General features: G+C 41.1%; 18 protein-coding genes, 2 tRNA genes and 3 rRNA genes. 13 read left to right on the plus strand and 10 right to left on the minus strand.

Features of this window, described 5'->3' with window-relative positions:
• Positions 1 to 52: 52 nt before the first annotated feature.
• The 8 genes from ABLB98_RS00845 (at position 53) to cysK (ending at position 9,938) form a co-directional block, all read left to right on the plus strand.
• The gene (locus tag ABLB98_RS00845; protein WP_348882769.1) at positions 53 to 2,029 is read left to right on the plus strand and encodes a choline BCCT transporter BetT; all 1,977 of its coding nucleotides are present in this window, start codon (positions 53 to 55) and stop codon (positions 2,027 to 2,029) included.
• Positions 2,030 to 2,736: 707 nt separating this feature from the next.
• Positions 2,737 to 4,273: ribosomal RNA gene (locus ABLB98_RS00850) — 16S ribosomal RNA — on the plus strand.
• A gap of 59 nt (positions 4,274 to 4,332) precedes the next feature.
• Positions 4,333 to 4,409, plus strand: a tRNA-Ile gene (locus ABLB98_RS00855).
• Between the two features lie 51 nt (positions 4,410 to 4,460).
• Positions 4,461 to 4,536: transfer RNA gene (locus tag ABLB98_RS00860), tRNA-Ala, on the plus strand.
• Positions 4,537 to 4,949: 413 nt separating this feature from the next.
• A 23S ribosomal RNA gene (locus tag ABLB98_RS00865) occupies positions 4,950 to 7,841 on the plus strand.
• A gap of 195 nt (positions 7,842 to 8,036) precedes the next feature.
• Positions 8,037 to 8,151, plus strand: a 5S ribosomal RNA gene (gene rrf / locus ABLB98_RS00870).
• Together the 16S, 23S and 5S rRNA genes with 2 tRNA genes alongside form the textbook arrangement of a ribosomal RNA operon.
• Positions 8,152 to 8,244: 93 nt before the next feature.
• Complete coding sequence (locus tag ABLB98_RS00875) at positions 8,245 to 8,814, plus strand: hypothetical protein (RefSeq protein WP_348883383.1); 570 nt, start codon at positions 8,245 to 8,247, stop codon at positions 8,812 to 8,814.
• A 122-nt stretch (positions 8,815 to 8,936) separates the two neighbouring features.
• A complete protein-coding gene (gene cysK / locus ABLB98_RS00880) occupies positions 8,937 to 9,938 on the plus strand; it encodes a cysteine synthase A (protein ID WP_348883382.1) in 1,002 nt (333 codons plus the stop codon).
• Positions 9,939 to 9,999: 61 nt separating this feature from the next.
• Here the strand turns inward: cysK and ABLB98_RS00885 are convergent, their stop codons facing one another.
• Entirely contained in the window at positions 10,000 to 10,479 is a 480-nt protein-coding gene (locus tag ABLB98_RS00885) for a lytic transglycosylase domain-containing protein (protein ID WP_348883381.1), read from the minus strand.
• A gap of 517 nt (positions 10,480 to 10,996) precedes the next feature.
• On the opposite strand from ABLB98_RS00885, the gene ABLB98_RS00890 reads away from it, so the two are divergent.
• The 4 genes from ABLB98_RS00890 to ABLB98_RS00905 all read left to right on the plus strand — a co-directional run bounded on the left by ABLB98_RS00890 (position 10,997) and on the right by ABLB98_RS00905 (position 16,195).
• Positions 10,997 to 12,214: an MFS transporter gene (locus ABLB98_RS00890; RefSeq protein ID WP_249570648.1), complete on the plus strand. Its 1,218-nt coding sequence runs from the start codon at positions 10,997 to 10,999 to the stop codon at positions 12,212 to 12,214.
• An 84-nt stretch (positions 12,215 to 12,298) separates the two neighbouring features.
• Positions 12,299 to 12,808 (plus strand): hypothetical protein, encoded by a 510-nt coding sequence (locus ABLB98_RS00895; protein WP_249570649.1) that lies wholly within the window; start codon positions 12,299 to 12,301, stop codon positions 12,806 to 12,808.
• Between the two features lie 166 nt (positions 12,809 to 12,974).
• Positions 12,975 to 15,356 (plus strand): YgiQ family radical SAM protein, encoded by a 2,382-nt coding sequence (locus tag ABLB98_RS00900; RefSeq protein ID WP_348883380.1) that lies wholly within the window; start codon positions 12,975 to 12,977, stop codon positions 15,354 to 15,356.
• A 305-nt stretch (positions 15,357 to 15,661) separates the two neighbouring features.
• Positions 15,662 to 16,195, plus strand: a complete 534-nt coding sequence (locus ABLB98_RS00905; protein ID WP_005218803.1) for a DUF2726 domain-containing protein — start codon at positions 15,662 to 15,664, stop codon at positions 16,193 to 16,195.
• Positions 16,196 to 16,199: 4 nt separating this feature from the next.
• Here the strand turns inward: ABLB98_RS00905 and ABLB98_RS00910 are convergent, their stop codons facing one another.
• The 9 genes from ABLB98_RS00910 to mdtD form a co-directional block, all read right to left on the minus strand.
• Positions 16,200 to 16,553, minus strand: coding sequence for a RidA family protein (locus ABLB98_RS00910; protein ID WP_178882881.1), 354 nt, complete (start codon positions 16,551 to 16,553; stop codon positions 16,200 to 16,202).
• Between the two features lie 74 nt (positions 16,554 to 16,627).
• Positions 16,628 to 16,831, minus strand: coding sequence for a hypothetical protein (locus tag ABLB98_RS00915; protein WP_348883379.1), 204 nt, complete (start codon positions 16,829 to 16,831; stop codon positions 16,628 to 16,630).
• 65 nt (positions 16,832 to 16,896) lie between these two features.
• A complete protein-coding gene (creD, locus tag ABLB98_RS00920) occupies positions 16,897 to 18,318 on the minus strand; it encodes a cell envelope integrity protein CreD (RefSeq protein ID WP_348883378.1) in 1,422 nt (473 codons plus the stop codon).
• A gap of 75 nt (positions 18,319 to 18,393) precedes the next feature.
• Positions 18,394 to 19,821: a two-component system sensor histidine kinase CreC gene (gene creC, locus ABLB98_RS00925; RefSeq protein ID WP_369028933.1), complete on the minus strand. Its 1,428-nt coding sequence runs from the start codon at positions 19,819 to 19,821 to the stop codon at positions 18,394 to 18,396.
• Positions 19,822 to 19,879: 58 nt separating this feature from the next.
• Positions 19,880 to 20,179 carry a hypothetical protein gene (locus ABLB98_RS00930; RefSeq protein WP_005163230.1) on the minus strand — a complete coding sequence of 100 codons (300 nt, stop codon included), beginning with the start codon at positions 20,177 to 20,179 and terminating at the stop codon, positions 19,880 to 19,882.
• A gap of 38 nt (positions 20,180 to 20,217) precedes the next feature.
• Positions 20,218 to 20,934 carry a two-component system response regulator CreB gene (creB, locus tag ABLB98_RS00935; protein ID WP_348883385.1) on the minus strand — a complete coding sequence of 239 codons (717 nt, stop codon included), beginning with the start codon at positions 20,932 to 20,934 and terminating at the stop codon, positions 20,218 to 20,220.
• A gap of 296 nt (positions 20,935 to 21,230) precedes the next feature.
• Complete coding sequence (gene dinB / locus ABLB98_RS00940) at positions 21,231 to 22,286, minus strand: DNA polymerase IV (RefSeq protein ID WP_348883384.1); 1,056 nt, start codon at positions 22,284 to 22,286, stop codon at positions 21,231 to 21,233.
• Between the two features lies 1 nt (position 22,287).
• Positions 22,288 to 23,049: a GH25 family lysozyme gene (locus ABLB98_RS00945; RefSeq protein ID WP_348883376.1), complete on the minus strand. Its 762-nt coding sequence runs from the start codon at positions 23,047 to 23,049 to the stop codon at positions 22,288 to 22,290.
• Between the two features lie 151 nt (positions 23,050 to 23,200).
• A complete protein-coding gene (mdtD, locus tag ABLB98_RS00950; RefSeq protein ID WP_348883375.1) occupies positions 23,201 to 24,598 on the minus strand; it encodes a multidrug transporter subunit MdtD in 1,398 nt (465 codons plus the stop codon).
• 163 nt (positions 24,599 to 24,761) lie between these two features.
• Between mdtD and ABLB98_RS00955 the strand changes: the two genes are divergently transcribed.
• Positions 24,762 to 26,606, plus strand: a complete 1,845-nt coding sequence (locus ABLB98_RS00955) for a choice-of-anchor I family protein (protein WP_348883374.1) — start codon at positions 24,762 to 24,764, stop codon at positions 26,604 to 26,606.
• Positions 26,607 to 26,651 lie beyond the last annotated feature (45 nt).

The raw sequence follows: 26,651 nt of genomic DNA on the forward strand, positions 1-26,651 counted from the left end.
CTTATTTGATCCTTAGGGTCTGTCATTATCATTAAAAAAATATGGGGGAATTATGCCTTCCAAGCCATCTTCGCAGTTTGCGAATGTGAATCCAAACGTGTTTTTAAGCACGGTGATTATCATTGCGATTTTTATCGCAATCGTCATTATCGCACCCAGTTCCTTTGAATTTCTGACACAACAACTGAAGCAATGGATTACAGATTCCTTTAGTTGGTTCTATGTCCTCTCTGTTGCGGTGTTTTTGATTTTACTGATTTATATTGCCTGTTCGGCCAGCGGCAAAATCAAATTAGGACCAGATCATAGCCAACCTGAATATAGCAATGGTTCGTGGTTTGCTATGCTGTTTACCGCAGGTATGGGCATCGGTTTGATGTTCTTCGGTGTTGCAGAACCTGTGATGCACTATGTCAGCCCACCGAGTGGTGATCCTGAAACTGTTGCATCTGCACAACAAGCCTTAAGGATTACCTTTTTCCACTGGGGTTTACATGCATGGGCAATTTACGCCGTGGTCGGATTGGCTTTGGCCTATTTTGCTTATCGTCATAATCTGCCGTTAAAAACCCGTTCAGCCTTATACCCTATTATTGGTAAGAAAATCTATGGCCCTTGGGGGGATGGGATTGATACCTTTGCCACCATTGGCACGGTTTTTGGGGTAGCAACCTCTTTAGGCTTTGGTGTTACTCAGATTAATTCTGGCTTACATTATTTATTTGGAGTGGAGCAAAGTAGCCAAGTCCAAGTGGGTTTGATTGTCTTTGTCAGTATTCTCGCTTCAATGTCAGTATTTCTCGGTTTGGATAAAGGCGTAAAACGTCTTTCTGAGCTGAATTTGGTCTTGGCTTTGGTACTTTTAGCCTTTGTATTTATTGCTGGCCCAAGTATCTATCTACTACAAACAACCATTCAAAACATGGGTTCGTATATGTCGAACCTATTTGGTATGACCTTTAACCTCTATGCTTATCAACCGAATGGCTGGATTGGCGGTTGGACTATTATGTATTGGGCTTGGTGGATTTCATGGTCGCCATTTGTGGGGATGTTTATTGCCCGTGTATCGCGCGGCCGAACCATCCGTGAGTTTATTGTGGGTGTATTACTGATTCCGACTGGGTTTACCATTATCTGGATGGGCTTTTTAGGTAATGCTGCACTGTTCAATATTATGCAAGAGCATAATCACAGTCTCATTCACGCCGTACAAAGTGATTCATCAGTTGCGTTATTTGAGTTTTTGAATCATTTGCCATTTTCAGGAGTGATGAGTTTATTGGCGACGGTATTGGTGATGCTCTTTTTCGTCACCTCTGCGGATTCGGGTGCACTGGTTACTGATTATCTCACCGCTAAAACCGAAAACTCTCCAACATGGCAAAGATTGTTTTGGACGGTGTTGATGGCCGCATTGGCCATTATCCTGCTGTTGGTGGGTGGTCTGTCTGCATTGCAATCCTCTATTATTATGAGTGCATTGCCTTTTACTTTTATTATGTTGCTGATGAGTTGGGGCTTACTCAAAGCCTTGAAGTTAGATGTCACTAAAATGAAGGCCATTCAAGAGGCGCGTATTACTCCACGTGCCATCAATAATCCACGCAGTTGGCAGCAGCGTCTGGGTTTGATCATGCATTATCCGCATACAGAAACTGAAGTTCAGCACTATATCGACACGCAAGTTCGTAAGGCTTTTGAAAGTATCCAGCGAGAATTTAAACGCCGTCATTTAGAGGTGGATATTCGGGAGATTGAAGATGGGCTGCAATTACATGTCGATCATCACCATGAAATTAACTTTACCTATAAAGTGGTTTCGCATGCCACTGTTCCACCTAGCTTTATGTTAGGGCGGGCAGATGAGGATGAATCGAATTATTTCCAAGCAGAAGTGTTCTTAAGAGAAGGTGGTCAAAATTATGATGTGATGGATTGGACGCAAGAAGATTTAATCCAAGACATTATTGATCAATATGAACGTCATCTATACTTCTTGAATATTGTGAGAGGGAGTACTCCTTAAGAGAAAGTACTTATTGCAATACTGAGAACAACGGTTTTGATCGATCAAAGCCGTTGTTTTTATTTTGGGTGGTGAAGTTTCAAACATCAATCGAATAAGAGACAAATTTTTGCATGGAGTAAGGTGCTTAAAATAAAAGCTAAATATAAAAATAAAAATGCTTTTCTGCTGATAATAAAAACATAATTCCAATAAACTGTTTTAATTTCAATTAGTTAGTCTATTTAAATTCACTTTTAAGAAAATTAATAAATTTTAAATTATATAAATCAGTAAATTAGGTGGGTTGAAGTTTAAAAAAAAAACAACCGAATTTTAAATTTTCTAAAAGTGCTTGCGTGTGTTTTGAAATGGTGTAGAATGCACATCCATCGGCGGTGATGCAGATAAAAACTTGTTGAGAAACAAGGATTTGGCTAGATTGGTTAGGTTCTTGGGTTGATTGGTGGGTTTTAAAAATATCGAAATTACCTGTTGACTTTAATTTAGATTAGAGTAATATAGCCGACCTAGCTTGATGATGACGAATCATCGAGAAGATCATTAAGAGAATAGAAGAACAACTTGTGTGGATTTTTACTGGTTGATCGATCGAAAATATTTCATTGATTGAATGGTAGAAATTACTCGAAGTTTATTTGAGCGAATTTTTAGTCAGAAAATTGATGAGCCAGATTTAGTACTTTTAGTAAAGTACAAATGATTTTAAACTGAAGAGTTTGATCATGGCTCAGATTGAACGCTGGCGGCAGGCTTAACACATGCAAGTCGAGCGGAGATGAGGTGCTTGCACCTTATCTTAGCGGCGGACGGGTGAGTAATGCTTAGGAATCTGCCATTTAGTGGGGGACAACATTCCGAAAGGAATGCTAATACCGCATACGTCCTACGGGAGAAAGCAGGGGATCTTCGGACCTTGCGCTAAATGATGAGCCTAAGTCGGATTAGCTAGTTGGTGGGGTAAAGGCCTACCAAGGCGACGATCTGTAGCGGGTCTGAGAGGATGATCCGCCACACTGGGACTGAGACACGGCCCAGACTCCTACGGGAGGCAGCAGTGGGGAATATTGGACAATGGGCGGAAGCCTGATCCAGCCATGCCGCGTGTGTGAAGAAGGCCTTTTGGTTGTAAAGCACTTTAAGCGAGGAGGAGGCTACCTAGATTAATACTCTGGGATAGTGGACGTTACTCGCAGAATAAGCACCGGCTAACTCTGTGCCAGCAGCCGCGGTAATACAGAGGGTGCGAGCGTTAATCGGATTTACTGGGCGTAAAGCGTGCGTAGGCGGCTGATTAAGTCGGATGTGAAATCCCTGAGCTTAACTTAGGAATTGCATTCGATACTGGTCAGCTAGAGTATGGGAGAGGATGGTAGAATTCCAGGTGTAGCGGTGAAATGCGTAGAGATCTGGAGGAATACCGATGGCGAAGGCAGCCATCTGGCCTAATACTGACGCTGAGGTACGAAAGCATGGGGAGCAAACAGGATTAGATACCCTGGTAGTCCATGCCGTAAACGATGTCTACTAGCCGTTGGGGCCTTTGAGGCTTTAGTGGCGCAGCTAACGCGATAAGTAGACCGCCTGGGGAGTACGGTCGCAAGACTAAAACTCAAATGAATTGACGGGGGCCCGCACAAGCGGTGGAGCATGTGGTTTAATTCGATGCAACGCGAAGAACCTTACCTGGCCTTGACATACAGAGAACTTTCCAGAGATGGATTGGTGCCTTCGGGAACTCTGATACAGGTGCTGCATGGCTGTCGTCAGCTCGTGTCGTGAGATGTTGGGTTAAGTCCCGCAACGAGCGCAACCCTTTTCCTTACTTGCCAGCATTTCGGATGGGAACTTTAAGGATACTGCCAGTGACAAACTGGAGGAAGGCGGGGACGACGTCAAGTCATCATGGCCCTTACGGCCAGGGCTACACACGTGCTACAATGGTCGGTACAAAGGGTTGCTACCTAGCGATAGGATGCTAATCTCAAAAAGCCGATCGTAGTCCGGATTGGAGTCTGCAACTCGACTCCATGAAGTCGGAATCGCTAGTAATCGCGGATCAGAATGCCGCGGTGAATACGTTCCCGGGCCTTGTACACACCGCCCGTCACACCATGGGAGTTTGTTGCACCAGAAGTAGGTAGTCTAACCGCAAGGAGGACGCTTACCACGGTGTGGCCGATGACTGGGGTGAAGTCGTAACAAGGTAGCCGTAGGGGAACCTGCGGCTGGATCACCTCCTTAACGAAAGATTGACGATCGGTAAGAATCCACAACAAGTTGTTCTTCGAAGATGTATCTGAGGGTCTGTAGCTCAGTTGGTTAGAGCACACGCTTGATAAGCGTGGGGTCACAAGTTCAAGTCTTGTCAGACCCACCAATCTGCAACAAAGCTAGAGATTAAGATATATCGTTCATTAAGTGATAAGCTGGGGACTTAGCTTAGTTGGTAGAGCGCCTGCTTTGCACGCAGGAGGTCAGGAGTTCGACTCTCCTAGTCTCCACCATGAATTAAAAGAGTTTGTAAAAACGAAATTAATTCAAAGCTAAATAGATTATAGAGTTTAATGAATAAAAAGATTAAGTAATTGATCTTGGTTTATTAATCTCTGTGATTTATCACAGTTTACTGCAAGCTGACGAGGCTGTAGTTAATCATTAACAGATTAGAAAATTGAGTCTGAAATAAATTGTTCACTCAAGAATTTAAGTTGATCGAAGTAATTTGATTGATTTAAACATATTGAGAACTAGCAAAAACACTGAATCAAGCGTTTTGGTATATGAATTTAGATTGAAGCTGTACGGTGATTAAGTTCACGAAGCAACAAACTGGATGAGAGCGATGTAAGTTGAAAAACGAGCATAGCAATCTGTCCTAACCTTACTTGTAAGGGTTAGCGACTGTTTGGGGTTGTATAGTCAAGTAATTAAGTGCATGTGGTGGATGCCTTGGCAGTCAGAGGCGATGAAAGACGTAATAGCCTGCGATAAGCTCCGGGGAGGCGGCAAATATCCTTTGATCCGGAGATTTCTGAATGGGGGAACCCACCCGCTATAAGGCGGGTATCATAAGCTGAATACATAGGCTTATGAAGCGAACGAGGGGAAGTGAAACATCTCAGTACCCTTAGGAAAAGAAATCAATTGAGATTCCCTTAGTAGCGGCGAGCGAACGGGGATCAGCCCATTAAGTTGTGTGTGTTCTAGTGGAACGCTCTGGGAAGTGCGAACGTAGAGGGTGATATTCCCGTACACGAAAGGGCACACACAATGATGACGAGTAGGGCGAGGCACGTGAAACCTTGTCTGAATATGGGGGGACCATCCTCCAAGGCTAAATACTCCTGACTGACCGATAGTGAACCAGTACCGTGAGGGAAAGGCGAAAAGAACCCCTGTGAGGGGAGTGAAATAGATCCTGAAACCGCATGCATACAAGCAGTGGGAGCCGACTTGTTCGGTGACTGCGTACCTTTTGTATAATGGGTCAGCGACTTATATTCAGTAGCGAGGTTAACCGTATAGGGGAGCCGTAGAGAAATCGAGTCTTAATAGGGCGTATAGTTGCTGGGTATAGACCCGAAACCAGGCGATCTATCCATGAGCAGGTTGAAGGTTGGGTAACACTAACTGGAGGACCGAACCCACTGTCGTTGAAAAGCCAGGGGATGACTTGTGGATAGGGGTGAAAGGCTAATCAAGCCTGGTGATAGCTGGTTCTCCCCGAAAGCTATTTAGGTAGCGCCTCGGACGAATACCATTGGGGGTAGAGCACTGTTTCGGCTAGGGGGTCATCCCGACTTACCAAACCGATGCAAACTCCGAATACCAATGAGTACTATCCGGGAGACAGACTGCGGGTGCTAACGTCCGTAGTCAAGAGGAAAACAATCCAGACCGCCAGCTAAGGCCCCAAAATCATAGTTAAGTGGGAAACGATGTGGGAAGGCATAGACAGCTAGGAGGTTGGCTTAGAAGCAGCCACCCTTTAAAGAAAGCGTAATAGCTCACTAGTCGAGTCGGCCTGCGCGGAAGATGTAACGGGGCTAAAACTATGTGCCGAAGCTGCGGATGTATACTATGTATACGTGGTAGGGGAGCGTTCTGTAAGCCGATGAAGGTGTGTTGAGAAGCATGCTGGAGGTATCAGAAGTGCGAATGCTGACGTGAGTAACGACAAAACGGGTGAAAAACCCGTTCGCTGAAAGACCAAGGGTTCCAGTCCAACGTTAATCGGGGCTGGGTGAGTCGACCCCTAAGGCGAGGCCGAGAGGCGTAGTCGATGGGAAATTGGTTAATATTCCAATACTTCTGTGTAATGCGATGAGAGGACGGAGAAGGTTAAGTCAGCCTGGCGTTGGTTGTCCAGGTGGAAGGTTGTAGGCATGTATCTTAGGCAAATCCGGGGTACTCTATGCTGAGAGCTGATAGCAAGCTGTACTTGTACAGTGAAGTGGCTGATACCATGCTTCCAGGAAAAGTCTCTAAGCTTCAGTTACACAGGAATCGTACCCGAAACCGACACAGGTGGTCAGGTCGAGTAGACCAAAGCGCTTGAGAGAACTCTGCTGAAGGAACTAGGCAAAATGGTACCGTAACTTCGGGAGAAGGTACGCTGCTGACGGTGATGGGACTTGCTCCCTGAGCGGTTGGCAGCCGCAGAAACCAGGCCGCTGCAACTGTTTATTAAAAACATAGCACTCTGCAAACACGAAAGTGGACGTATAGGGTGTGATGCCTGCCCGGTGCTGGAAGGTTAATTGATGGGGTTAGCGTAAGCGAAGCTCTTGATCGAAGCCCCAGTAAACGGCGGCCGTAACTATAACGGTCCTAAGGTAGCGAAATTCCTTGTCGGGTAAGTTCCGACCTGCACGAATGGCATAATGATGGCGGCGCTGTCTCCAGCAGAGGCTCAGTGAAATCGAAATCGCTGTGAAGATGCAGTGTACCCGCGGCTAGACGGAAAGACCCCGTGAACCTTTACTGCAGCTTGACATTGAACTTTGACCTTACTTGTGTAGGATAGGTGGGAGGCTTTGAAGTTGGAACGCTAGTTCCAATGGAGCCGTCCTTGAAATACCACCCTGGTAATGTTGAGGTTCTAACTCTGCCCCGTAATCCGGGGCGAGGACCATGTCTGGTGGGTAGTTTGACTGGGGCGGTCTCCTCCTAAAGAGTAACGGAGGAGTACGAAGGTGCGCTCAGCGTGGTCGGAAATCACGCGTAGAGTATAAAGGCAAAAGCGCGCTTAACTGCGAGACCCACAAGTCGAGCAGGTACGAAAGTAGGTCTTAGTGATCCGGTGGTTCTGTATGGAAGGGCCATCGCTCAACGGATAAAAGGTACTCTGGGGATAACAGGCTGATACCGCCCAAGAGTTCATATCGACGGCGGTGTTTGGCACCTCGATGTCGGCTCATCTCATCCTGGGGCTGAAGCAGGTCCCAAGGGTATGGCTGTTCGCCATTTAAAGAGGTACGCGAGCTGGGTTTAGAACGTCGTGAGACAGTTCGGTCCCTATCTACCGTGGGCGCTGGAAATTTGAGAGGATCTGCTCCTAGTACGAGAGGACCAGAGTGGACGAACCTCTGGTGTACCGGTTGTGACGCCAGTCGCATCGCCGGGTAGCTATGTTCGGAAGGGATAACCGCTGAAAGCATCTAAGCGGGAAGCCTACCTCAAGATAAGATTTCCCTAGGAATTTATTCCTCTAAAGAGCCGTTCGAGACTAGGACGTTGATAGGTTGGGTGTGGAAGCACGGTGACGTGTGAAGCTGACCAATACTAATTGCTCGTGAGGCTTGACTATACAACACCCAAACAGTTGTTGTATTCAAGATAAATTCAATACACAACTTGATTTAGTGTGAAAACTAGTTAAAATGCTGAACACAAAGTTAGACTCAATATCTAATCCGTTAATAACTCTTTGGTTCGTAAGTAAGGCAGACATGAAGTGAAAACACAACATGATCAATAAGACCCCAAAACACCACAACAGTTTGCTGGCGACAATAGCAAGAGTGAACCACCTGATCCCTTCCCGAACTCAGAAGTGAAACCTCTTAGCGCTGATGGTAGTGTGGCACTTGCCATGTGAGAGTAAGTCATCGCCAGCTTTTAAATCTAAACACCCCTAACCTAACGGTTAGGGGTGTTTTTTATGTTACATTTATTTTAATTATATGATTGTCATTGATTAAGAAGATGTTATGGATGAAATCTCATTAGAAAAAATTAAATCAAATTTTAAACAAGTAAAAAATATACTATCTAATTCTACCCGTGTACACATTGATCGAGTTGAATATAGGACTTTCGATGAAGGGATGTGTGATGCTGTCTATTTTATTTGTAAAAAATCACAAGGTTTGAATTCATTAGAAGCATTTATAATACTGGTTATTCATAAACTTCATTTTTATGAAGAATGGGATATTCTTGAAACAACTACAACAGATTTAAAAAATATTTTTGATATTTGGCTATTACCTATATTAGAGAAAGCTAATTTTAAAAAACTAATTGAATTAGAAGTACAAGAACAAACACAATGGATAGTGTATTCTATCGAAAAATTAATAAAGAAAAATCTAAAATACTCTGATCGTTGGGGAATTTATCATAACGGTGTGGAGGTTACTCCAGTTGAAAGTTTTACTTTACCTATTTCTTCAGATATAAAATTAGCATTAGGATTAACAGCAGATTGGAATGAGATAGAGATATTTTATGAAACGTCCGATGACTATGTGTTTTTCTCATGGTTTACGGGTGCATAATCGGCGAAGAAAACTATAAATATGGGAAAAACTTTTCATAAATCTTAATGTTTTCTACTTTCCTCTTAGATTCACAAGCCTATAATGCTTAAGAATCATTCCAAATCTAATAAGGAAATAACATGTCGACCGATCAGCAATTTCCAACGCCTGCCAACCTAGGTATCGCTGTTTATGCAAACAATGCCGAAGCCATTGGTAATACACCTTTAGTTCGTATCAATCGCTTGATTAAATCAGATGCTACAGTATTGGCAAAAGTGGAAAGCCGTAATCCTGCATTTTCAGTAAAATGCCGTATAGGCGCAGCGTTGATTGCGGATGCGGAAAAACGTGGCGTACTGAAAGCAGGGATGCATATTGTTGAGCCAACCAGTGGTAATACAGGTATTGCCTTGGCATTCGTTGCAGCAGCAAAAGGTTATCCGATTACTTTAACTATGCCAGCAAGTATGAGCTTAGAGCGTAGAAAAGTACTTAAAGCTTTAGGGGCAAATTTAGTGCTCACTGAACCAGCAAAGGGTATGAAAGGGGCTGTCGATGAAGCTGTTCGTTTAGCCAATGAAAATCCTGAGCTTTATTTCCTACCACAACAATTTGAAAATCCAGCCAACCCTCAAATTCATGTTGATACGACTGGTCCTGAAATCTGGCAGGCAACCAATGGACAAGTGGATATCTTAGTTGCGGGTGTTGGTACTGGTGGAACAATTACAGGAATTTCACGTTATTTTGAGCAAGTTCAAAATCAGCCAATTTATTCTGTTGCAGTCGAACCTGCTGAATCTCCAATTATTACCCAAACTAAAAATGGTGAAAGCATTACACCAGCACCGCATAAAATTCAAGGGATTGGTGCGAATTTTATTCCTAAAAACTTAGACCTAAACTTGGTCGATGAAGTGTTGCCAGTGAATAGTGCGGATGCGATTGAGTGGGCAAGAAAATGTGCAATGCAAGAAGGAATTTTAGTGGGTATTTCAAGCGGTGCAGCATTGGCGGCGGCGGCACAAATTGCTGAACGCCCTGAAAATGTAGGCAAAACGATTGTTGTAATTTTACCTGATAGTGGTGAGCGTTATTTGTCTTCGGTGTTATTTGAAGGTTTGTTTGACGAAGCATAATTTCATTATTCAGCGAATAAAAACCATGCCTAAGAGCATGGTTTCTTATTTACTCTTTATTTTATAGGGCTTTTTTTAAGATTTTTTCATGACGTTTTACTGAACGAGCATACTTTTTACCTTTATGGCGTGTCCAAAAACTCCGTTCATAACCTGATGGCCCAACATTATAATACGCTACGGCTTTTGACCAACTGCCTGCAGATTTATAATAGGTCGATAGGATATATGCACCGCAATTAATATTAGTATTTTCATCATACAAATTGCCAGGGCAAGATGTACTCCAATAGCTAGAAATAATTTGAGTTAGACCAATCGCACCTGTGGGCGAGCGCGCTGAGCTATTAAAATTTGATTCTTGGCGAATGAGCGCAGCGAGTAAAGTGGGTGATATATCATAACGCTCTGCATTTTGCACGATCATTGGGGATAAGCGATTTGCTGTATTTGGAGAAACAGAATAGGCATTTTGTAGTCCAGATGACAACTGAGTAGAGCGATTGGCGAATGATCCACTTAAACTACTGCAAGCTGTCATATTGATTGCAATCACAATCAAGCTTATTTGAATAATCAGCCTTTTTAATTTTTTTATAGATCGTTGTTGATCATCGTGAATGGAGATGAATTGCAAAATAATAAACCGTTAGCGTTAAGTTAAATGGATGGTATTAACCACGAATAAATGAGTCAATAACAGTTACTTTATGATCATGTGAATATCTCTTTATCAATAGAAAAAGCCCCGACATCCTGTCGAGGCTTTTTCATATTTGGTTTCTTGCCGTTAACTCCTGTCAACGACCACATCCTGTGTTTCTTGTTGTTCTGAATGAGACATCCTATCTCTTTATGACTAATATCATAGATAATTAAACTTTAGTCGTATATTCGCTAATTACCCCAACTCGTGTACGTTTTAGCCTACAAAATATAGGGTCATTTTGCAGAAAACTATATGCAATGCCCAACTTTTCAGGTTTTTTTAAAGGCAGCCATTACAGGGAGTCTAAAAGAGACTAAAATCAAACCAGACCTGTAGAAAAAGCTGATTTATGTCGGACATTGTCAAAACCCATATCGAATATGGTTCAAAATCGTTTACTGCGATTTTATGGTCTTTATTTTTTGCTGGTTTTGCATCCTTTTCATCGTTGTACTGTGTACAACCCATGATGCCAATTTTTGCAAAATTCTTTCAGGTTACACCGACGCATAGTAGTTTTCCTTTATCCTTTTCTACCGTCGCCTTAGCAATTGGTCTGTTATTCACAGGTTTTATTTCTGATCGTTTTGGACGTAAACCGATCATGGTTTGTGCCTTATTCCTCGTTTCGATTCTCTTATTGATTAGTGCTTCGTTTCCAATTTGGGAGATTTTTCTCAGCACCCGTATTCTCATTGGTTTAGCCGTGAGTGGGGTCGCAGCCGTTGCAATGACTTATATCGGCGAAGAAATTGCGCAGAAAGATATCGGTTTTGCGATGGGATTGTATATCTCTGGCACAGCGATTGGCGGCATGGGTGGACGTTTAATTGCAGGGGTATTGGTTGACTTTATTTCTTGGCAATCTGCAACCTATATCATTGGTTTTCTAAATTTTATTATTGCTTGTCTATTTTATTTATTGTTGCCCAAATCACAGCATTTCAAGCCATTTCCATTCCGATTTTCACGTTTTAAAGCCGCGTTTGAGCAAAATTTAAAAGACTCGAAACTACGAATTTTATTTGCCCAAGGCTTTATTTTAATGGGCTGCCTAGTCACAGTTTTTAACTATATCAGTTACCACTTATTAGAAGCGCCATTTCATTTATCACAAACATGGATTGGTTTGATTTCGATTGCTTATCTTGCTGGAATTTATAGTTCACCGAAAGCTGCGCAATGGGGGTATCAATATGGTCGAGCAAAAGTGCTGCCTTTTTTATTATTTAGCATGATGGTTGGTCTGTTCATTACGCTTATTCCTTCGCTTTGGGCAATTTTACTGGGATTGACGATTTTCACTTTTTCATTTTTTGCTGCACATTCAACTGCAAGTAGTTGGGTCTCCGTTCAAGCGGTACAATATCGGGCAGTAGCTTCTTCGCTGTATTTATTTTGCTATTACATCGGCTCAAGTTTGCTTGGGAGTAGTGGTGGTTTGGTCTGGGAGCATTTTGGATGGATTGGAATTAATTTGAGTGTCGGAGTGGTCTTAGTGATTGGTTTTGCGCTCGCGATACACTTAATGAAGAATGAAAATAAAACGACAATTAAAGTCGCATAAACTTGATAAAAGTCCTGAAAATTTAGTAATTTAAACAAGCACCTATTTGGGTGTAGAGATAATATTAAAATTGGGGGAGATAAGATGGAATTACATAGTCGTGTTTATTATAAGCATCCTGACTCAACAATCATGGGACAATTAGAGGTCTTATTTACCACACATCATGGAGATGAAGAAAAGTTCATTCAGACAGCTTTACTCATCAATCCGCAAGCCGATGAGATTACTCAAGAGCTAGTTGATTTGATTGATTCGATTGAACATGATCTTGCGCCAGAAACATTGCACTATGTTGATGGATTTGCTGTCCTAGATTTTACACATGGCTCAAATGGCGATGAAAACATTGAAAATATTTTATTATTTTTAAAAGGATTATTACCTGATATTCATGCACAAGCTTGGGGCTGTGGTGATGATGATCCATGGGAGTTTTGGTTCAAATTTGATGGCGATGAGCTTATTCGTGAAGATGATGAACCATTGAATGATCCTGATGAAGATGAAGAAATTAAAGCTTCTATTTATACGTGGTGGCATCAAGATTTACCTTCTGAAATTAAAGAAGGCTTCTTGAACGAAGAAGTATAATTATCAACATTTTATGATGCTATTTCCTCAATAAGTTACAAATACTTTTTGGGGAAATGCTTCTGTTTGTTTTTTGATCTATAAAAATGAATTGAATTCATGCTAAAATGATCGGCTTTCATCTTTAGATGTCTCTCCTCCATCTGCTAGCCGAGATTCGCAAGCCATGTCTACTGCCTATACTATGCAGACCGCGCCAAAAGCGTTGTTTGATTACGACAAATATTGGGCGTCGTGTTTTGAACCCGCACCATTTTTGCCGATGTCACGAGAAGAAATGGATCAACTCGGCTGGGATGCGTGTGACTTTATTTTGGTTTGTGGTGATGCCTATATTGACCATCCGTCATTTGTGTCGGGTGTGATTGGGCGTGTACTTGAAGCACAAGGCTTCCGTGTCGGGATTATTGCACAGCCAGACTGGACCAATGTGGAAAGCTTCCGTGTGCTAGGCAAGCCCACCATTGCGTGGGGGGTAACGGCAGGCAATATGGATTCAATGATTAACCGTTATACGGCAGATCGTAAAATTCGTTCCGATGATGCCTATTCGCCAAACAATGAAGCAAATAAGCGTCCAGACCGTGCAGCAACAGTTTACTGTCAGCGTTGCCGTGAGGCTTTTCCTGACGTTCCTGTCTTGCTTGGTGGTATTGAAGGCAGCTTGCGTCGTATTGCACATTATGATTATTGGTCTGACAAAGTTCGCCGCTCAATCTTGATGGATTCTAAAGCCGATTTATTGATGTACGGAAATGGTGAGCGTGCAATCATTGAAGTGATGCATCGTCTAGCCAAAGGTGAGAAAATCCACGAAATTACAGATGTTCGTGGTACAGCATTTATTATTAATAAGCATAATAAAGCATCTAAAGCCAAATTCGTTGAAATTGCCAGTAATGACGTGGATACCATTGGACGTGTCGATCCAATTATTAATCCTTATGTCATGACTGAAGATATTGATGGCTGTGAAGTTGAAAAAGAAAAAGGTAACTCATTAGCGCAGTATCAAAATTTCCAAAAAGAAATCGTTGCCAATCCAATCGTGCGTGAAGGCGATCAGCTCGATCCAGATACACAGATTGTGCAGTTAAAGCCTGCGCCATCAAAAGCGATTAAACATAAATTACCACCGCGTGAACTGGCGGTGATTCGTTTGCCCTCATTTGAAGAGGTGGCGAATGATCATGTGCTGTATGCCCATGCCAACCGCATCTTGCACCTTGAAACCAATCCGGGTAATGCACGTGCCTTAGTGCAGCGTCATGGTGAGCGGGACGTCTGGATCAACCCACCACCAATTCCTCTGACCACTGAGGAAATGGATTATGTGTTTGATTTACCCTATGCACGTTTACCGCATCCTTCTTATGGAAATGCACGTTTCCCAGCCTTTGATATGATCAAATTCTCGGTCAATATCATGCGTGGTTGTTTTGGTGGATGTACCTTCTGTTCAATTACTGAACATGAGGGGCGTATTATTCAAAACCGTTCTGAAGATTCAATTTTACGTGAAATTGAAAAGATCCGTGATACGGCACCTCAATTTACAGGCATCATTTCAGACTTAGGTGGTCCAACTGCAAACATGTACCGTTTGCATTGTAATGACCCTGAAATTGAAAAAAATTGTCGTAAGCCATCTTGTGTTTATCCAGGCGTTTGTCAAAACCTACATACCGATCATGCACCTCTTGTTCAGCTTTATCGTAAAGCGCGTGAAATCAAAGGTGTGAAGAAGATTTTGATTGGTTCTGGTCTACGTTATGACCTTGCGGTATTGAACCCTGAATATGTGAAAGAATTGGTACAGCATCATGTGGGTGGCTATTTAAAAATTGCACCTGAGCATACTGAACAAGGTCCATTGTCGAAGATGATGAAGCCGGGAATTGGGACGTATGACCGCTTTAAACAAATGTTTGAGCGTTTCAGTAAGGAAGCAGGTAAGGAACAGTATCTGATTCCATACTTCATTGCAGCGCATCCGGGTACCACCGATTATGACATGATGAACTTGGCGATTTGGTTGAAGAAAAATGGTTTCCGTGCTGATCAGGTACAAACCTTCTACCCATCACCAATGGCCACTGCGACCACGATGTACTACACAGGCAAAAATCCGTTGTCTAAAGTGGCACGTTATACTGAAAATGTCGATATTGTGAAAGGTGAAAAGCGTCGCCGTCTGCATAAAGCATTCTTGCGTTATCATGATCCAAATAACTGGCCTTTGTTACGTGAAGCACTGAAAGAGATGGGGCGTTCGGATTTAATTGGTAATTCGAAGCAGCATCTGATCCCAACCTATCAGCCACAAGGTACGGCTGAAGGTGAATATAAATCTGCACGTAAAAAGAACTCCACTGTTGCAGGTGATTCAGCGAAGCGTGGTCAAGCGCAATCTCAGCCACAATCAGGTCAGAAACGTCCACAAAAAGGGCAAATCTTAACGCAACATACAGGTTTACCGCCACGTGAAACAGGTGACAAAAAACCATTCTCAGGAAAATCAAAACCTAAAGTGAAACCAAAGCGTTAAATCAATAAAAAGAAGGCATCAGTCATGATGCCTTCTTTTTTATATATAAATGGTAGGGTAGTCGCAATCTGGTTATAAAAGTACAATTTATCGAAACATATACTGACAATATCCGCTTGAATATTTGCCTACTGATGATTATAAATATATATGCAGGATGCTTTTACGACTTTGGTCGACGAGTGAAACACGATTAAAAAAATTTAAGTTACACTGCTAAAATGACTTTAACTATCGTTGTTACTGATTAAAAAAATGGCTCAAAGCCAAAATGATTATAAAAAATCTAAAGGGATTCGTTAGAAATGTATTATTTCATAACAATAGTTGGATTGCTGTTGATTACAGCACTTGTGTTTCGACGTCTACATCCTAATCGGCGTCAAGATAGTCCATTAAAACGCCGTGGTATTCTCAATATTTCTGAGCAAATTACCTTGATGCGTTTACAAGCTGTATTACCTCGTCATACGATTTTGGCGCATGTTTCTTTTGATGCGCTATTAACGACAAAATTTGCACATACGCGTCGTAAGTATCAAGGTTTAGTTGCTGATTTTGTTGTACTTGATCAGCAACATCAAGTGCTTGCAATTATTGAGATTGCAGACGAGTCATATGTGAATCGTCTACATCAAAAGCATTATCAAGACAGCTTATTAGAATTAGCCGGTTATCGAGTATTGCGCTATAGCAGTATTCCAACGGAGCAAGAGTTACGTGAGAACTTAGTTCCTGATCTATTTGAACCGATCATGCCTGTTTCAATCACAGCAACCACAATGCCGCAAACGGAACGAGTTATGAAATATAATGTTCTAGCAGCAAAATCATCTTAATTGATTATGGACGTACTGCTGTCACGGTCATTTCAACCAAAACATCTGGCGTATACAGTTTAGACTCTACGCAGGTACGTGCTGGGGGATGACCTTCAGCAATCCATGCATCCCAAACCGCATTCATTGCTGCATAATCTTGTTCAATGTCTTTTAGAAAAATAAGGACAGATAAAATATGCGTTTTGTCTGTACCTGCTTCTGCGAGTAAACGATCGATATTATCTAAAGTTTGTTGTGTCTGTGCAGTAACATCGACACTGGTATCATCTGCCAGTTGACCTGCCAAATGAACTAGATTTCCTGAAATTGCGACTTCGCAATAACGTGAAGTGACATGCAGTCTTTGCACAGACATAATGGTAACCTAATGAAAAAAACATAGGCTGATTGTACTGCATGGCCCCTAACTACAGTGTAATTTTGTATAAATCAGGCGGAAAAAGTTTCTATTTCCATTAAGTTACGATGTTTGAAAATCAAAATGCAGCGTTGTTGTGGGCAAATAATAATATTTCCCAGATTCAAAAACTGGATTTTGGCTTGTCGTAATTGATTCAGACAGGTTGCAATCGAGCTATGTAAAGGACATAGCTGTTTAAGTTGCTTTAACGCTAAATAAGTCGTTTGGTACATGGTTTTATTCCTGATCAATGTAGTGAAAAGAGGCGAAGAGATTACACTTCACCCTTATATATTTTTTATTGGCTTGGTTGTTCTGATTGATACCAATTGACATGACGAGTAATAAACATGACGCAGGCGATAAGAATGAAGGAAAGAATAGAACCGAATAAGAAGGTTTTACCGCTAGATTGCAGAAGTAGATACATCATGCCGTATAACGTACTCAGCAAAAGACCAAATAGGAATGCTGCTTTATAACCTTCAACAACAAAGTACAAATACCATGTAATTAAACTGATACAGGTAACTACAGCGACTAGATAAGCCCATGCAAAAGCATAATATTCGCTGATTGAAAGTAATAAGACAAAGAACACGCCTTGTGCCATAGCGACTAACGCATATTGGACAGGGTGAATTTTAAGGCTTTTTAAGACCTCGAATAAGAAGAAGCACCCAAAGGTAATAATAATGATCATGATGCCGTATTTAATCGCGCGATCAGTTTGGGTATAGATATTGACGGGTTCTAAAAACTGAGTAGAAATCCCTGAGATATTCGATAATGTGGTTGTAGCATAGGATGTTACGCTATCAGCAGCACGTGTTGCTTCGAGTGCCGCCATTGCAGCGCCTGAATTATTTAACACATCATAAATGCACTGGCTGTTTTCACACTTCGAAACACTGTTTAAATTACGCTTACCTAGAGCGATATTTTTCCAATCAGCTGAAAATTCTTGTTTCTTGCTGGACTTCTTAAACGGTAGACTTTGCCCATCATATTTGATATCACCCCAATTGCCTGTTGCGTGATAGGTCATTTCATAACTGGTTGGAATAAAGCGAAATTCACTCAGCCCTTCTAGTTTGAATTGCAGACTAAATAGAAATCCTTGTTGAAATTTTTGGATTAACTCAGGATATTGCTTTGCTGTGATATGCATCAAATCAAAGCCTTGCTGACTTTGGCTTTGTTCAGCAAAATCGAATTTATAGGCTTTACCATCAATATTAAACATGGGTTTGGCATTTAACCCACGTGCATCCTGAATTGGGAAAATAATTTCAGCCTGATTCCAAAGATAGTTGCGTTGAGATTCATTGCTGACCGCTTTAAATATCCCTTTACCAGACATCGTATTTTGATAGCTGATGGCTTTATAAATATTACGCTTGTAAGTGCTGTTTGATACGTCAAATTGTGCTGTCCAGTCTGTTGTTTCTGCCCCTAAACTAATAAAAACGGTTTGAGTACAATCATAGGTCTTCTTTTCTTCATTGGTACATGTGGTTTGAACTTGATAAGGAAGTTTTAAGTAAGGTGCAATGAGTTGTTGTGGTCGAATTTGTTCATTGGCAATATCACGAATCACTTGTTGTTGGTAGCTTTGACGTTCCGTCACCAAGTTGGAAATAAAGAAAAGACCAATATAAAAGACCAAAATAAGGAACAGAATTGCTCCTATTTTTAGATTAATAAAATTACGGCGCATGGTGGAATCCATTGTCATTGTGATATGACAAGTATTCCGAATCGAGATGCACTTCGGATGAGTTCCGCTTGAAGCTTATGTGAAGTTTGTATGAAGTATCAGTGTAACTAGGACACCAGAACAATGATTTTCTAAGAAATCGAGAGCGTTAGCTGAGATATTTTGAATGCTAATTTTGCCCTGATGTTGTTGAATAATTTGCTGCACGATACTAAGACCAATTCCTGTACTTCGTTGTTGATTATGCGGACGTGCTAGCGAAAAATAAGTCTCAAAGACCCGAGCGAGTGCATAGTTAGGAATCGCTTCAGCTTCATTAAACAAGGAAATTTCAATACTGTTCGTAACGCTATGCTGTTTCAATCGAACTGCAATCAAACCTTGTTCAGGGCAGAAATCTCTCGCATTATCCAATAGATTATTGAGTGCTTGTTTTAACCAAAATGGATCAGCATAGATTGAGCAATGCTCAGGAAGATCAAGTTGCACCTGTATTTTTTTACGCTGTAACGCGCTTTGTTGTTGCTGAAAGCATTGTTGAATCAGTGTATTGAAATCCACACTTTGAAATTCTAAAACATGCTGATTTTTTTCGAGTCGTGTCAGTAATAGCATGCGTTCGATTAAGGATTGTAGACGCTGACCTTGTTGCATAATATGGGTTGCAAATTGCTGTTGATCTTCTAAAGGTAAATCATCCTGTAATAATTCTGCACTGGCTTGGATTGCAGTCAGTGGGCTTTTCAGCTCATGGGTGAGTGTATTGACATAATTTTCAACGTAGGCACGATCTTCCAGTTTTTCCCGCATGTCACTGAGGGCTTGGGTCACTTGATTCAGCTCTTTGGCGGAATAGAAAAACGGTGCTTGATTCACAGGCGCAAGTGCTTGGGCGTAACGCCGTACTTTATCAATGCTATGTTTAAGCCAATAAGCAACCATACTGGCAAGTAATAAGCTGAGCGCTGCAATCCACAAGGCTTGATGAATGAGTTGTTGTTCGGCACGTTCAATATAAGGTTGTACGGATTGATTAGGCTTACCAATACTCACCACACCGAGTAATTGTTGTTGATAGATAATTGGTGCAGCAATGTGCATGACACTACTATTTCGGTCATTAGGATCGGTTGCAGTAGAGCGTGCGCCGTACTTGCCACGTAGGGTTAAGTAAACGTCATTCCATTTAGAATAATCTTGTCCAACTGCTTTCTTTTCGGAATCATAAATTACGATACCATGCTGATCTGTAATATAAAGCTGTTGGTTAATTTGATCTTTTTTATGTTGCCAAATCGTGGCATCAAGTTGACGTGATAATGCAGCTTGAATCTTCTGATCGAACTCAGGGGTATCGACTTGTTGTTGATGGACATCTTCCGCAATGAGTTGGGCAATAATATTGGCATTTTCCGCGAGCGTGTCTTCGACCACTTGTCGTACATTGGGTTTGACTTGTTGAGTCAGGGTATAGGCAATAAAGCTGAGACTCAGTACCACCACCAAGCTAAAGAAAAACCAAATGCGGATAAAGATGGACATATTATGATGACATCAAAATTTAGGATATGAAGGGAAGTGTTATTTTCTTTGCTTCAATCTCGAATAGATCACCTGATTGTATTTCAATGATTATTCGTGAATGACCATTTTCTAAAATAGAGAAATCTAAAATTTGATTGATAGAGATACTTTTACCCCATTCATTGTGATTAGCAATATGAAAGTTTTTAAATTTTTCAGCAATGAGTGTGACATCTTCAGATTGATTATTTCTGAGCTGAACTTTCAGATTTGATTGAATCCAATCTATATGAATGGAGATCAGTGACCAATCATGCATATCAATCTTTTCTTTCATTCTAGTATTGTCTGTATTTGCAGTATTGAAACCGTATTTTAAGCCTGTACCAAACTATACCCAAACCCACGATGTGTCCGAATCGGATCATCAGGGGTAATCTGTTTGAGTTTCTGCCTTAAACTTTTGATATGTGTATCCACTGTTCGTTCTAAACTATGCTCAGGATGTTCCCAAATATGATCCATGAGTTGCTGACGACTAAACACTTGTTCTGGATGCTGAATCAGTAAAAATAACAAACGATATTCATATCGCGTCAGTTGCAGCATTTGCCCATGATATTGAATTTGTAGCGATTGTGGATTGCATGTCCACGTAGCAGATTGTAAAGTAATTTCTGTTGGTGTGATTGGTGGTTGTGGTGGGATATTTTGCGTTTGTACTTCCATTCTGCGCCATACTGCTTTAATTCGTGCCACAATTTCTCGTGCGCTAAAAGGCTTAGTACAATAATCATCAGCGCCGATTTCTAAACCGACAACCCGATCAATTTCATCATCGCGAGCAGTTAAAAATAATAAAGGTGTTTGATATTTTTGACGCAGTTGTTTGCAGACTTCAAAACCATTGAGATCAGGTAAACCTACATCTAAAATAATAAAATCAAAAGTCTGTTGAGAGAGTAATTCGAGTGCTTGCATTCCTGTATTTGCCCAACTGACACTCCAACCTTCACGTTCAAGCGCATAACGCAGTGGTAATACAATGGCAGCTTCATCTTCAATACAGAGAATTTGTTTTTGATTCATAATGATCAGTAATCAATATTTTCTAATTTTATGATGTTAGTTTAACTGAAGTCTGGATCGAGAGAACTAATGTTGAGAATTTTTATAAAAGATAAATAAGAAAAGGACACCTGAAGTGCCCTGTAATATTCGGATTTGATCGTCACGCTAACCACAGGAGCAAATGCTAAAAGCGAGGATTTCTTTAGCAAGGGCAAGCAACAAGGATAATGTTACCGCGCCGCCTAGAGTACTGAAAACCGCATAAAAAGCAAACATAAATTTTAGTTTTGGATATGCTTTTGTGTAAAAAAACGCCACTACCACAAAGAAAGTTGAGATTCTTGTTGCATGGGTTGTAATTGATAGACGCCAACACCGACTAAACGGAATTGAAAAGTCGGGTCAATATGCATTTCATTCAGTAGTTGAAAGATGACTTGTGCTAAGTCTTGTTCAGATTGTAGCGCTTGTTTGAAGCTTTTACTGTGTTGTAAAACCTGAAAATTTTTAAGTTTAAGTTTTAAATTGACTCCCCGAGCAGTTAATTGTTTTTTATTTAGACTACGCCACACTTGCGCAGCTAGGGGCTGCCAAGTGTGATGACATTGTTCAAGTGTATAATCATCATCAAAGGTGGTCTCTTTTGATATTTGTTGGCGTTCTCGCTCAGCTTTGACGGGACGATGGTCAATCCCTTGAGCATATAAATACAGTTGTTTTCCGTATTTGCCAAAATGATGAATAAGTATATTTTCTTCTATTTTTTGTAGGTCACCGAGTGTATGCAGATTGAGTTGATTCAACTTTTCCTGAGTGACTTTACCGACCCCTGGAATTTTATTGAGTGCTAAATCTTGAATGAATTTGAGGACTTGATTCGGTTTAATCACAAACAAGCCGTTGGGTTTGTTCCAATCTGAGGCAATTTTTGCCAAAAATTTATTGGGCGCTACACCTGCTGAAGCCGTTAAACCTGTAGTAGCAAAAATATCCGCTCGGATTTGAGTGGCGACTTCAGTGGCACTCGGAATGTTTTTTAAATTTTCAGTGACATCCAAATAGGCTTCATCTAAAGAAAGTGGTTCAATCAAGGGCGTATATTGTTGGAAAATCTGATGAATTTGTGCTGAGACTTCACGATATTTTTCAAAATTCGGCTCAATCACCACAACCTGAGGGCAGAGTTTTTTAGCTTGCCCCATCGACATGGCAGAGCGCAGACCAAAGACACGAGCGGGGTAGGATGCTGCAGCAATTACAGCACGAGGGTGGTGTGATGAAATCACCACAGGCAAGTTTTTGAGATCAGGGCGTTCTCTGAGTTCGACCGATGCATAAAAGGCATCCATATCAATATGGATGATTTTGTGCAGTTCACTTGGCATCTACGATGCCTTGTTGTTTTAAAAAGATTCGCCACTGTTTTGGCGATTCTGCATAGACATTCAGATCAACAGGTTTGGGAATCCCATCTATCTTTCCACTTTGGCTATGTTGCCAAAAGAGCCATTTTCGTCCATCTTTGAGTTCAGGTTTACCCTCATAATCCCTCACCCATAAGGGGGTATTGCTAAAATTACCCATCAAGACAATGTGGTAAAAAGTCTTGGAAATATAAAAAATAGGTTGTTTGCCATAATGTTTATGGAGTTGATCATTCATGATCTGAATTTCTTTGAGTAGCTGCTCTTTGGTATAGGTATTAATGCAATTACTGTCATATTCAAGATCAATCACAGGCGGTAAGGCATCTGCTTTCTTTGGCACAGTAGCGATAAAATTTTCAGCCTGAACGGTGCCATCACGGCAGAGACGGTAGAAATGATACGCACCGACATGTAAACCTCTTTCACGTGCTTTGAGCCAATTCTGCTGAAAATTTTGATCTTTGAAATCGCCACCTTCGGTGGCTTTGAGATACACAAATTGGTATTGCATCGGAGAGATCTTTTTCCAGTTAATCTCACCTTGATGATGTGATACATCAAATCCACGTATTGAATAATCTTGTGCTACGGCTTTTTGTTGATAGAACAAACCGAAATAACTCACAAGCCCAAGCATCACTGTTAAAGCGATGCTAGTCACCGTTGGGTAATGTTGAGAGAGCGAGTGCTTCAAGAGTTTCTTTGCCATATTTTATGCTATGCAAGATCGAGTTGCGTATTGGATTTACAGTATTGATCATGCAGAGATTGTACTCGGTTTAGCTTTTAGATTGATCATCTGATGGCTCAATTGTTCCACAAATTTACATGATGTATTGAGAGTAATCCTAGACATTCTCTTATGGAGACTCATCCGTAGTTTCTTTTGGGATCTGCCAAAAGATGATTGCAGTAATGATGTTAATACAACCCAGTGTAATTAATGTGGCATGGAAAGCACTGCTCATTGATGTCGTTGAAAAGTGCTGACTGAATAGATTAATCAGTGTGCCTGCCATTGCGACCCCAATACTCATAGACAGCATCATAATCATTGATAAGAAACTATTACCGCTGCTGGCATCGTGTTGTGGCAAGTCCTTGAGAGTGAGCGTATTCATGCCTACAAACTGTAGCGAATTTAATGTACCAAAAATAAACAAGTGTAAGACTTTCAACCACAGTGGAGTCACTGCTATCATGAATGAGAAGCTCGCAATACATAATCCGACCAAGATGGTATTGGTGAGTAGAAAACGACGATACCCTACACGTTGAATTAATGGACGAATAATTGGTTTCGAAAATAATGAACCCAAGACCAATGGAATCATCATTAATCCTGTAATGAAAGGTTCAAAGCCAAAGGCGACTTGCAACATCAAAGGTAAAATAAAAGGAATAGCATTGCTGCCCAAACGTGCAAAGAAATTACCTAATACACCGATTGAGAAGATTTTGTAACGGAATAAACGTCCATGAAATAGCACATTTTGATGGGTATGCGCATGATAGGCATAGCTAACTGTGGCAATTATGCCGATCAACAATAAGCTGATACTCACAAGATTTGAATATTGTGAGGAGGCCATATTTTCAATGCCTAAGGATAAGCCGACCATCGCGACCATTAATAAGATGAAACCGCTGAAATCGAAAGTTTTCACCGTCGGCTCTTTTTGATTGGGCATGATTTTAAATGTCATGATCATACCGAGAATACCCATCGGAAGATTAATCAGAAAAATCCAATGCCATGTGGCGACTTCAACTAACCAACCGCCTAATGTAGGTCCCATCAGTGGACCGATTAGCCCTGCCAAACTCATGAGACTCATGGCTGAAAGAAATTGGGAGCGTGGAATTAGCTTTAATAAAGCCAAACGGCCTACAGGCATCAGTAAGGCGCCGCCGATACCTTGAATCACACGGAAAAACAACAGTTGTTCTAGGTTTTGCGATAAGCCACATCCCAATGAGGCCAAGCTGAAAATCACCATAGAGCTGAGATAAATATTACGAATCCCAAAACGATCGGCTAACCAACCACTCAAGGGAATACAGGCTGCAACAGATAATACATAGGCGACAATCACACTATGCATTTGTAATGGATTTTCATTCAGTTGAATCGCCATGGCGGGTATTGCAGTATTCACGATGGTGGTGTCTAAGGCTTGCATAAAAAAGCCAATCGAAACCAATATGACCAACCATCGAAATTCGGGCTGTACAGCTTGGTGTGTTGTCGTGGTCATGAGTTCTGACACATAAGAAATCGGTTCTAGTTTAATGCAACCCTATTGGAAATAAAGACCAAAATTGTCAAAGAGTGGTCATGGAATTGACATTAAAGTGTCATCGAACTTGCATCTCAAATCACTAAATTAACCATACAAAATAAGGGTATGGAATTTGATGATGAAATTTAAGATTTCAGTTTTATTGACAACATTGTTGTCTGTCGGGTTGGTTGCCTGTAATGAAAATGATAACGCTACGAACTCACCAGAGGTTGTAGAAGCAACGCCTGAAACAATGAAGTTAAGTTTGTTAGGGCGTTATGAAACCAAGGTGTTTGTTAAAAGTGCAGCTGAGATTCCTGCGTATGATGCGGCAAGTAAACGCTTATTTGTAGTCAATGCACAAAAAGGTTTAGTCGATGTTTTAGATGCATCTAAACCAGCACAGCCTGTACACATTGCAGAGCTTTCAGCACGAACGTATTTAGCAAATTCTGAAGTGAATAGTGTTGCTGTGAAAAATGGCATTGTTGCGATTGCAGTACAAGCTGAGAATAAAACGGATACCGGAATGGTGGTGTTTTTTAATGCCAAAGATCTCAGTTTTATTAGCAAAGTGAGTGTAGGTGCTTTACCTGATATGCTGACTTTTAGTCCAGATGCTAAAACGGTTTTAGTCGCAAATGAAGCAGAACCGAATGATGATTATTCGGTTGATCCTGAAGGTTCAATCAGCATTATTGATATCAGCAATATCCAACAACCTAAAGCCAGTGTGGCAGGTTTTAGTGCATGGAATAATCAAAAGTCAGATTTATTGGCCAAAGGAGTACGTATCTTTGGTCCAAATGCCAGCGTCGCTCAAGATTTAGAACCTGAATATATAACCATTTCAGCAGATAGCAAAACCGCTTGGGTCACGTTACAAGAAAATAATGCAATTGCGAGAATAGATATCGCGCAACAGAAAGTCACCGATATTTATCCATTAGGCTATAAAGACCATAGTTTGGTTGAGAATGCTTTAGATGTGAGTGATCGGGATTGTGATCCAAAAACAGATTGTAATGGTGATGGTGTTATTGATACCAAAGATAAAGATAAGGGAATTATCAATATCAAACCTTGGGCAGGTTTAGTGGGGATGTATCAACCAGATTCGATTGCGAATTATCAGGTGAATGGCCAAACTTATTTGGTGACTGCTAATGAAGGGGATTCACGAGCTTGGTTAAAAGATGCTGAGGCATATTTTGGTGGTGATACCAGTAAGGGCTTTGTAGAAGAAATTCGCATTAAAGACCTGTTTAAGAGTAGTGGTTTTACCAATAAAGTCAAAGATGAGTATCCAGCGCATTTACAGAAAATCGCTGTAGGCGTAAAAGGTGCACGATTAAATGCATCAACTTTTGCTTATTGTGGCGCAACGGCAACAGATGCAAAAGGCTGTCGTGAAGATGGTCAATTAGGTCGTTTAAAAGTGACGTGGACCAAAGGATACCAAGTGAATCAAGACGGTACACCAAAACTGGATGCAGATGGTTATCTGGTTTATGACAAACTCTATGCCTATGGTGCACGTTCATTTAGTATCTGGAATACCCAAGGTCAACTTGTTTGGGATTCGGGTAGCGAATTTGAAAAGAAAATAGCAGAGTTATTCCCTAAATACTTTAATAGTGATCATGAAGAAGTCACTTTTGATAAGCGAAGTGCTGCCAAAGGCCCAGAACCAGAAGGTATTACTGTGGGGACAATCGGGAAGAAAACCTTTGCTTTTATTGGTTTGGAACGTATGAGTGGTATCATGGCGTATGACATCACTACGCCGAATAAACCTAAGTTTATTGAATATTTTACTACCCGTAACTTTGTAGAAACCGATATTGCGCAGCAGGGTGATTTAGGACCTGAGGGGTTGATCTTTGTCTCTGCAAAAGACTCCCCAAATGGCAAGCCATTACTCGTGGTTGGTAATGAAGTCAGTGGTTCAACGGCTGTTTACCAAGTTAATCTTCAATAAACTCTTGGCATAAAAAAAACGGATCAATTTGATCCGTTTTTTTTA

Source organism: Acinetobacter yuyunsongii (assembly GCF_041021915.1).
In the GTDB taxonomy this organism is placed as follows: domain Bacteria; phylum Pseudomonadota; class Gammaproteobacteria; order Pseudomonadales; family Moraxellaceae; genus Acinetobacter.

Bases quoted from the DNA above. Each gene is read 5' to 3' on its own strand.
- ABLB98_RS00885 (WP_348883381.1), bottom strand. From the start codon at position 10,479: ATGACAGCTTGCAGTAGTTTAAGTGGATCATTCGCCAATCGCTCTACT.
- cysK (WP_348883382.1), top strand. From the start codon at position 8,937: ATGTCGACCGATCAGCAATTTCCAACGCCTGCCAACCTAGGTATCGCT.
- ABLB98_RS00905 (WP_005218803.1), top strand. From the start codon at position 15,662: ATGTATTATTTCATAACAATAGTTGGATTGCTGTTGATTACAGCACTT.
- mdtD (WP_348883375.1), bottom strand. From the start codon at position 24,598: ATGACCACGACAACACACCAAGCTGTACAGCCCGAATTTCGATGGTTG.
- ABLB98_RS00895 (WP_249570649.1), top strand. From the start codon at position 12,299: ATGGAATTACATAGTCGTGTTTATTATAAGCATCCTGACTCAACAATC.
- ABLB98_RS00915 (WP_348883379.1), bottom strand. From the start codon at position 16,831: ATGTACCAAACGACTTATTTAGCGTTAAAGCAACTTAAACAGCTATGT.
- ABLB98_RS00910 (WP_178882881.1), bottom strand. From the start codon at position 16,553: ATGTCTGTGCAAAGACTGCATGTCACTTCACGTTATTGCGAAGTCGCA.
- ABLB98_RS00890 (WP_249570648.1), top strand. From the start codon at position 10,997: ATGTCGGACATTGTCAAAACCCATATCGAATATGGTTCAAAATCGTTT.
- ABLB98_RS00955 (WP_348883374.1), top strand. From the start codon at position 24,762: ATGAAATTTAAGATTTCAGTTTTATTGACAACATTGTTGTCTGTCGGG.
- ABLB98_RS00930 (WP_005163230.1), bottom strand. From the start codon at position 20,179: ATGAAAGAAAAGATTGATATGCATGATTGGTCACTGATCTCCATTCAT.
- ABLB98_RS00945 (WP_348883376.1), bottom strand. From the start codon at position 23,049: ATGGCAAAGAAACTCTTGAAGCACTCGCTCTCTCAACATTACCCAACG.
- creD (WP_348883378.1), bottom strand. From the start codon at position 18,318: ATGCGCCGTAATTTTATTAATCTAAAAATAGGAGCAATTCTGTTCCTT.
- ABLB98_RS00875 (WP_348883383.1), top strand. From the start codon at position 8,245: ATGGATGAAATCTCATTAGAAAAAATTAAATCAAATTTTAAACAAGTA.
- ABLB98_RS00900 (WP_348883380.1), top strand. From the start codon at position 12,975: ATGTCTACTGCCTATACTATGCAGACCGCGCCAAAAGCGTTGTTTGAT.
- ABLB98_RS00845 (WP_348882769.1), top strand. From the start codon at position 53: ATGCCTTCCAAGCCATCTTCGCAGTTTGCGAATGTGAATCCAAACGTG.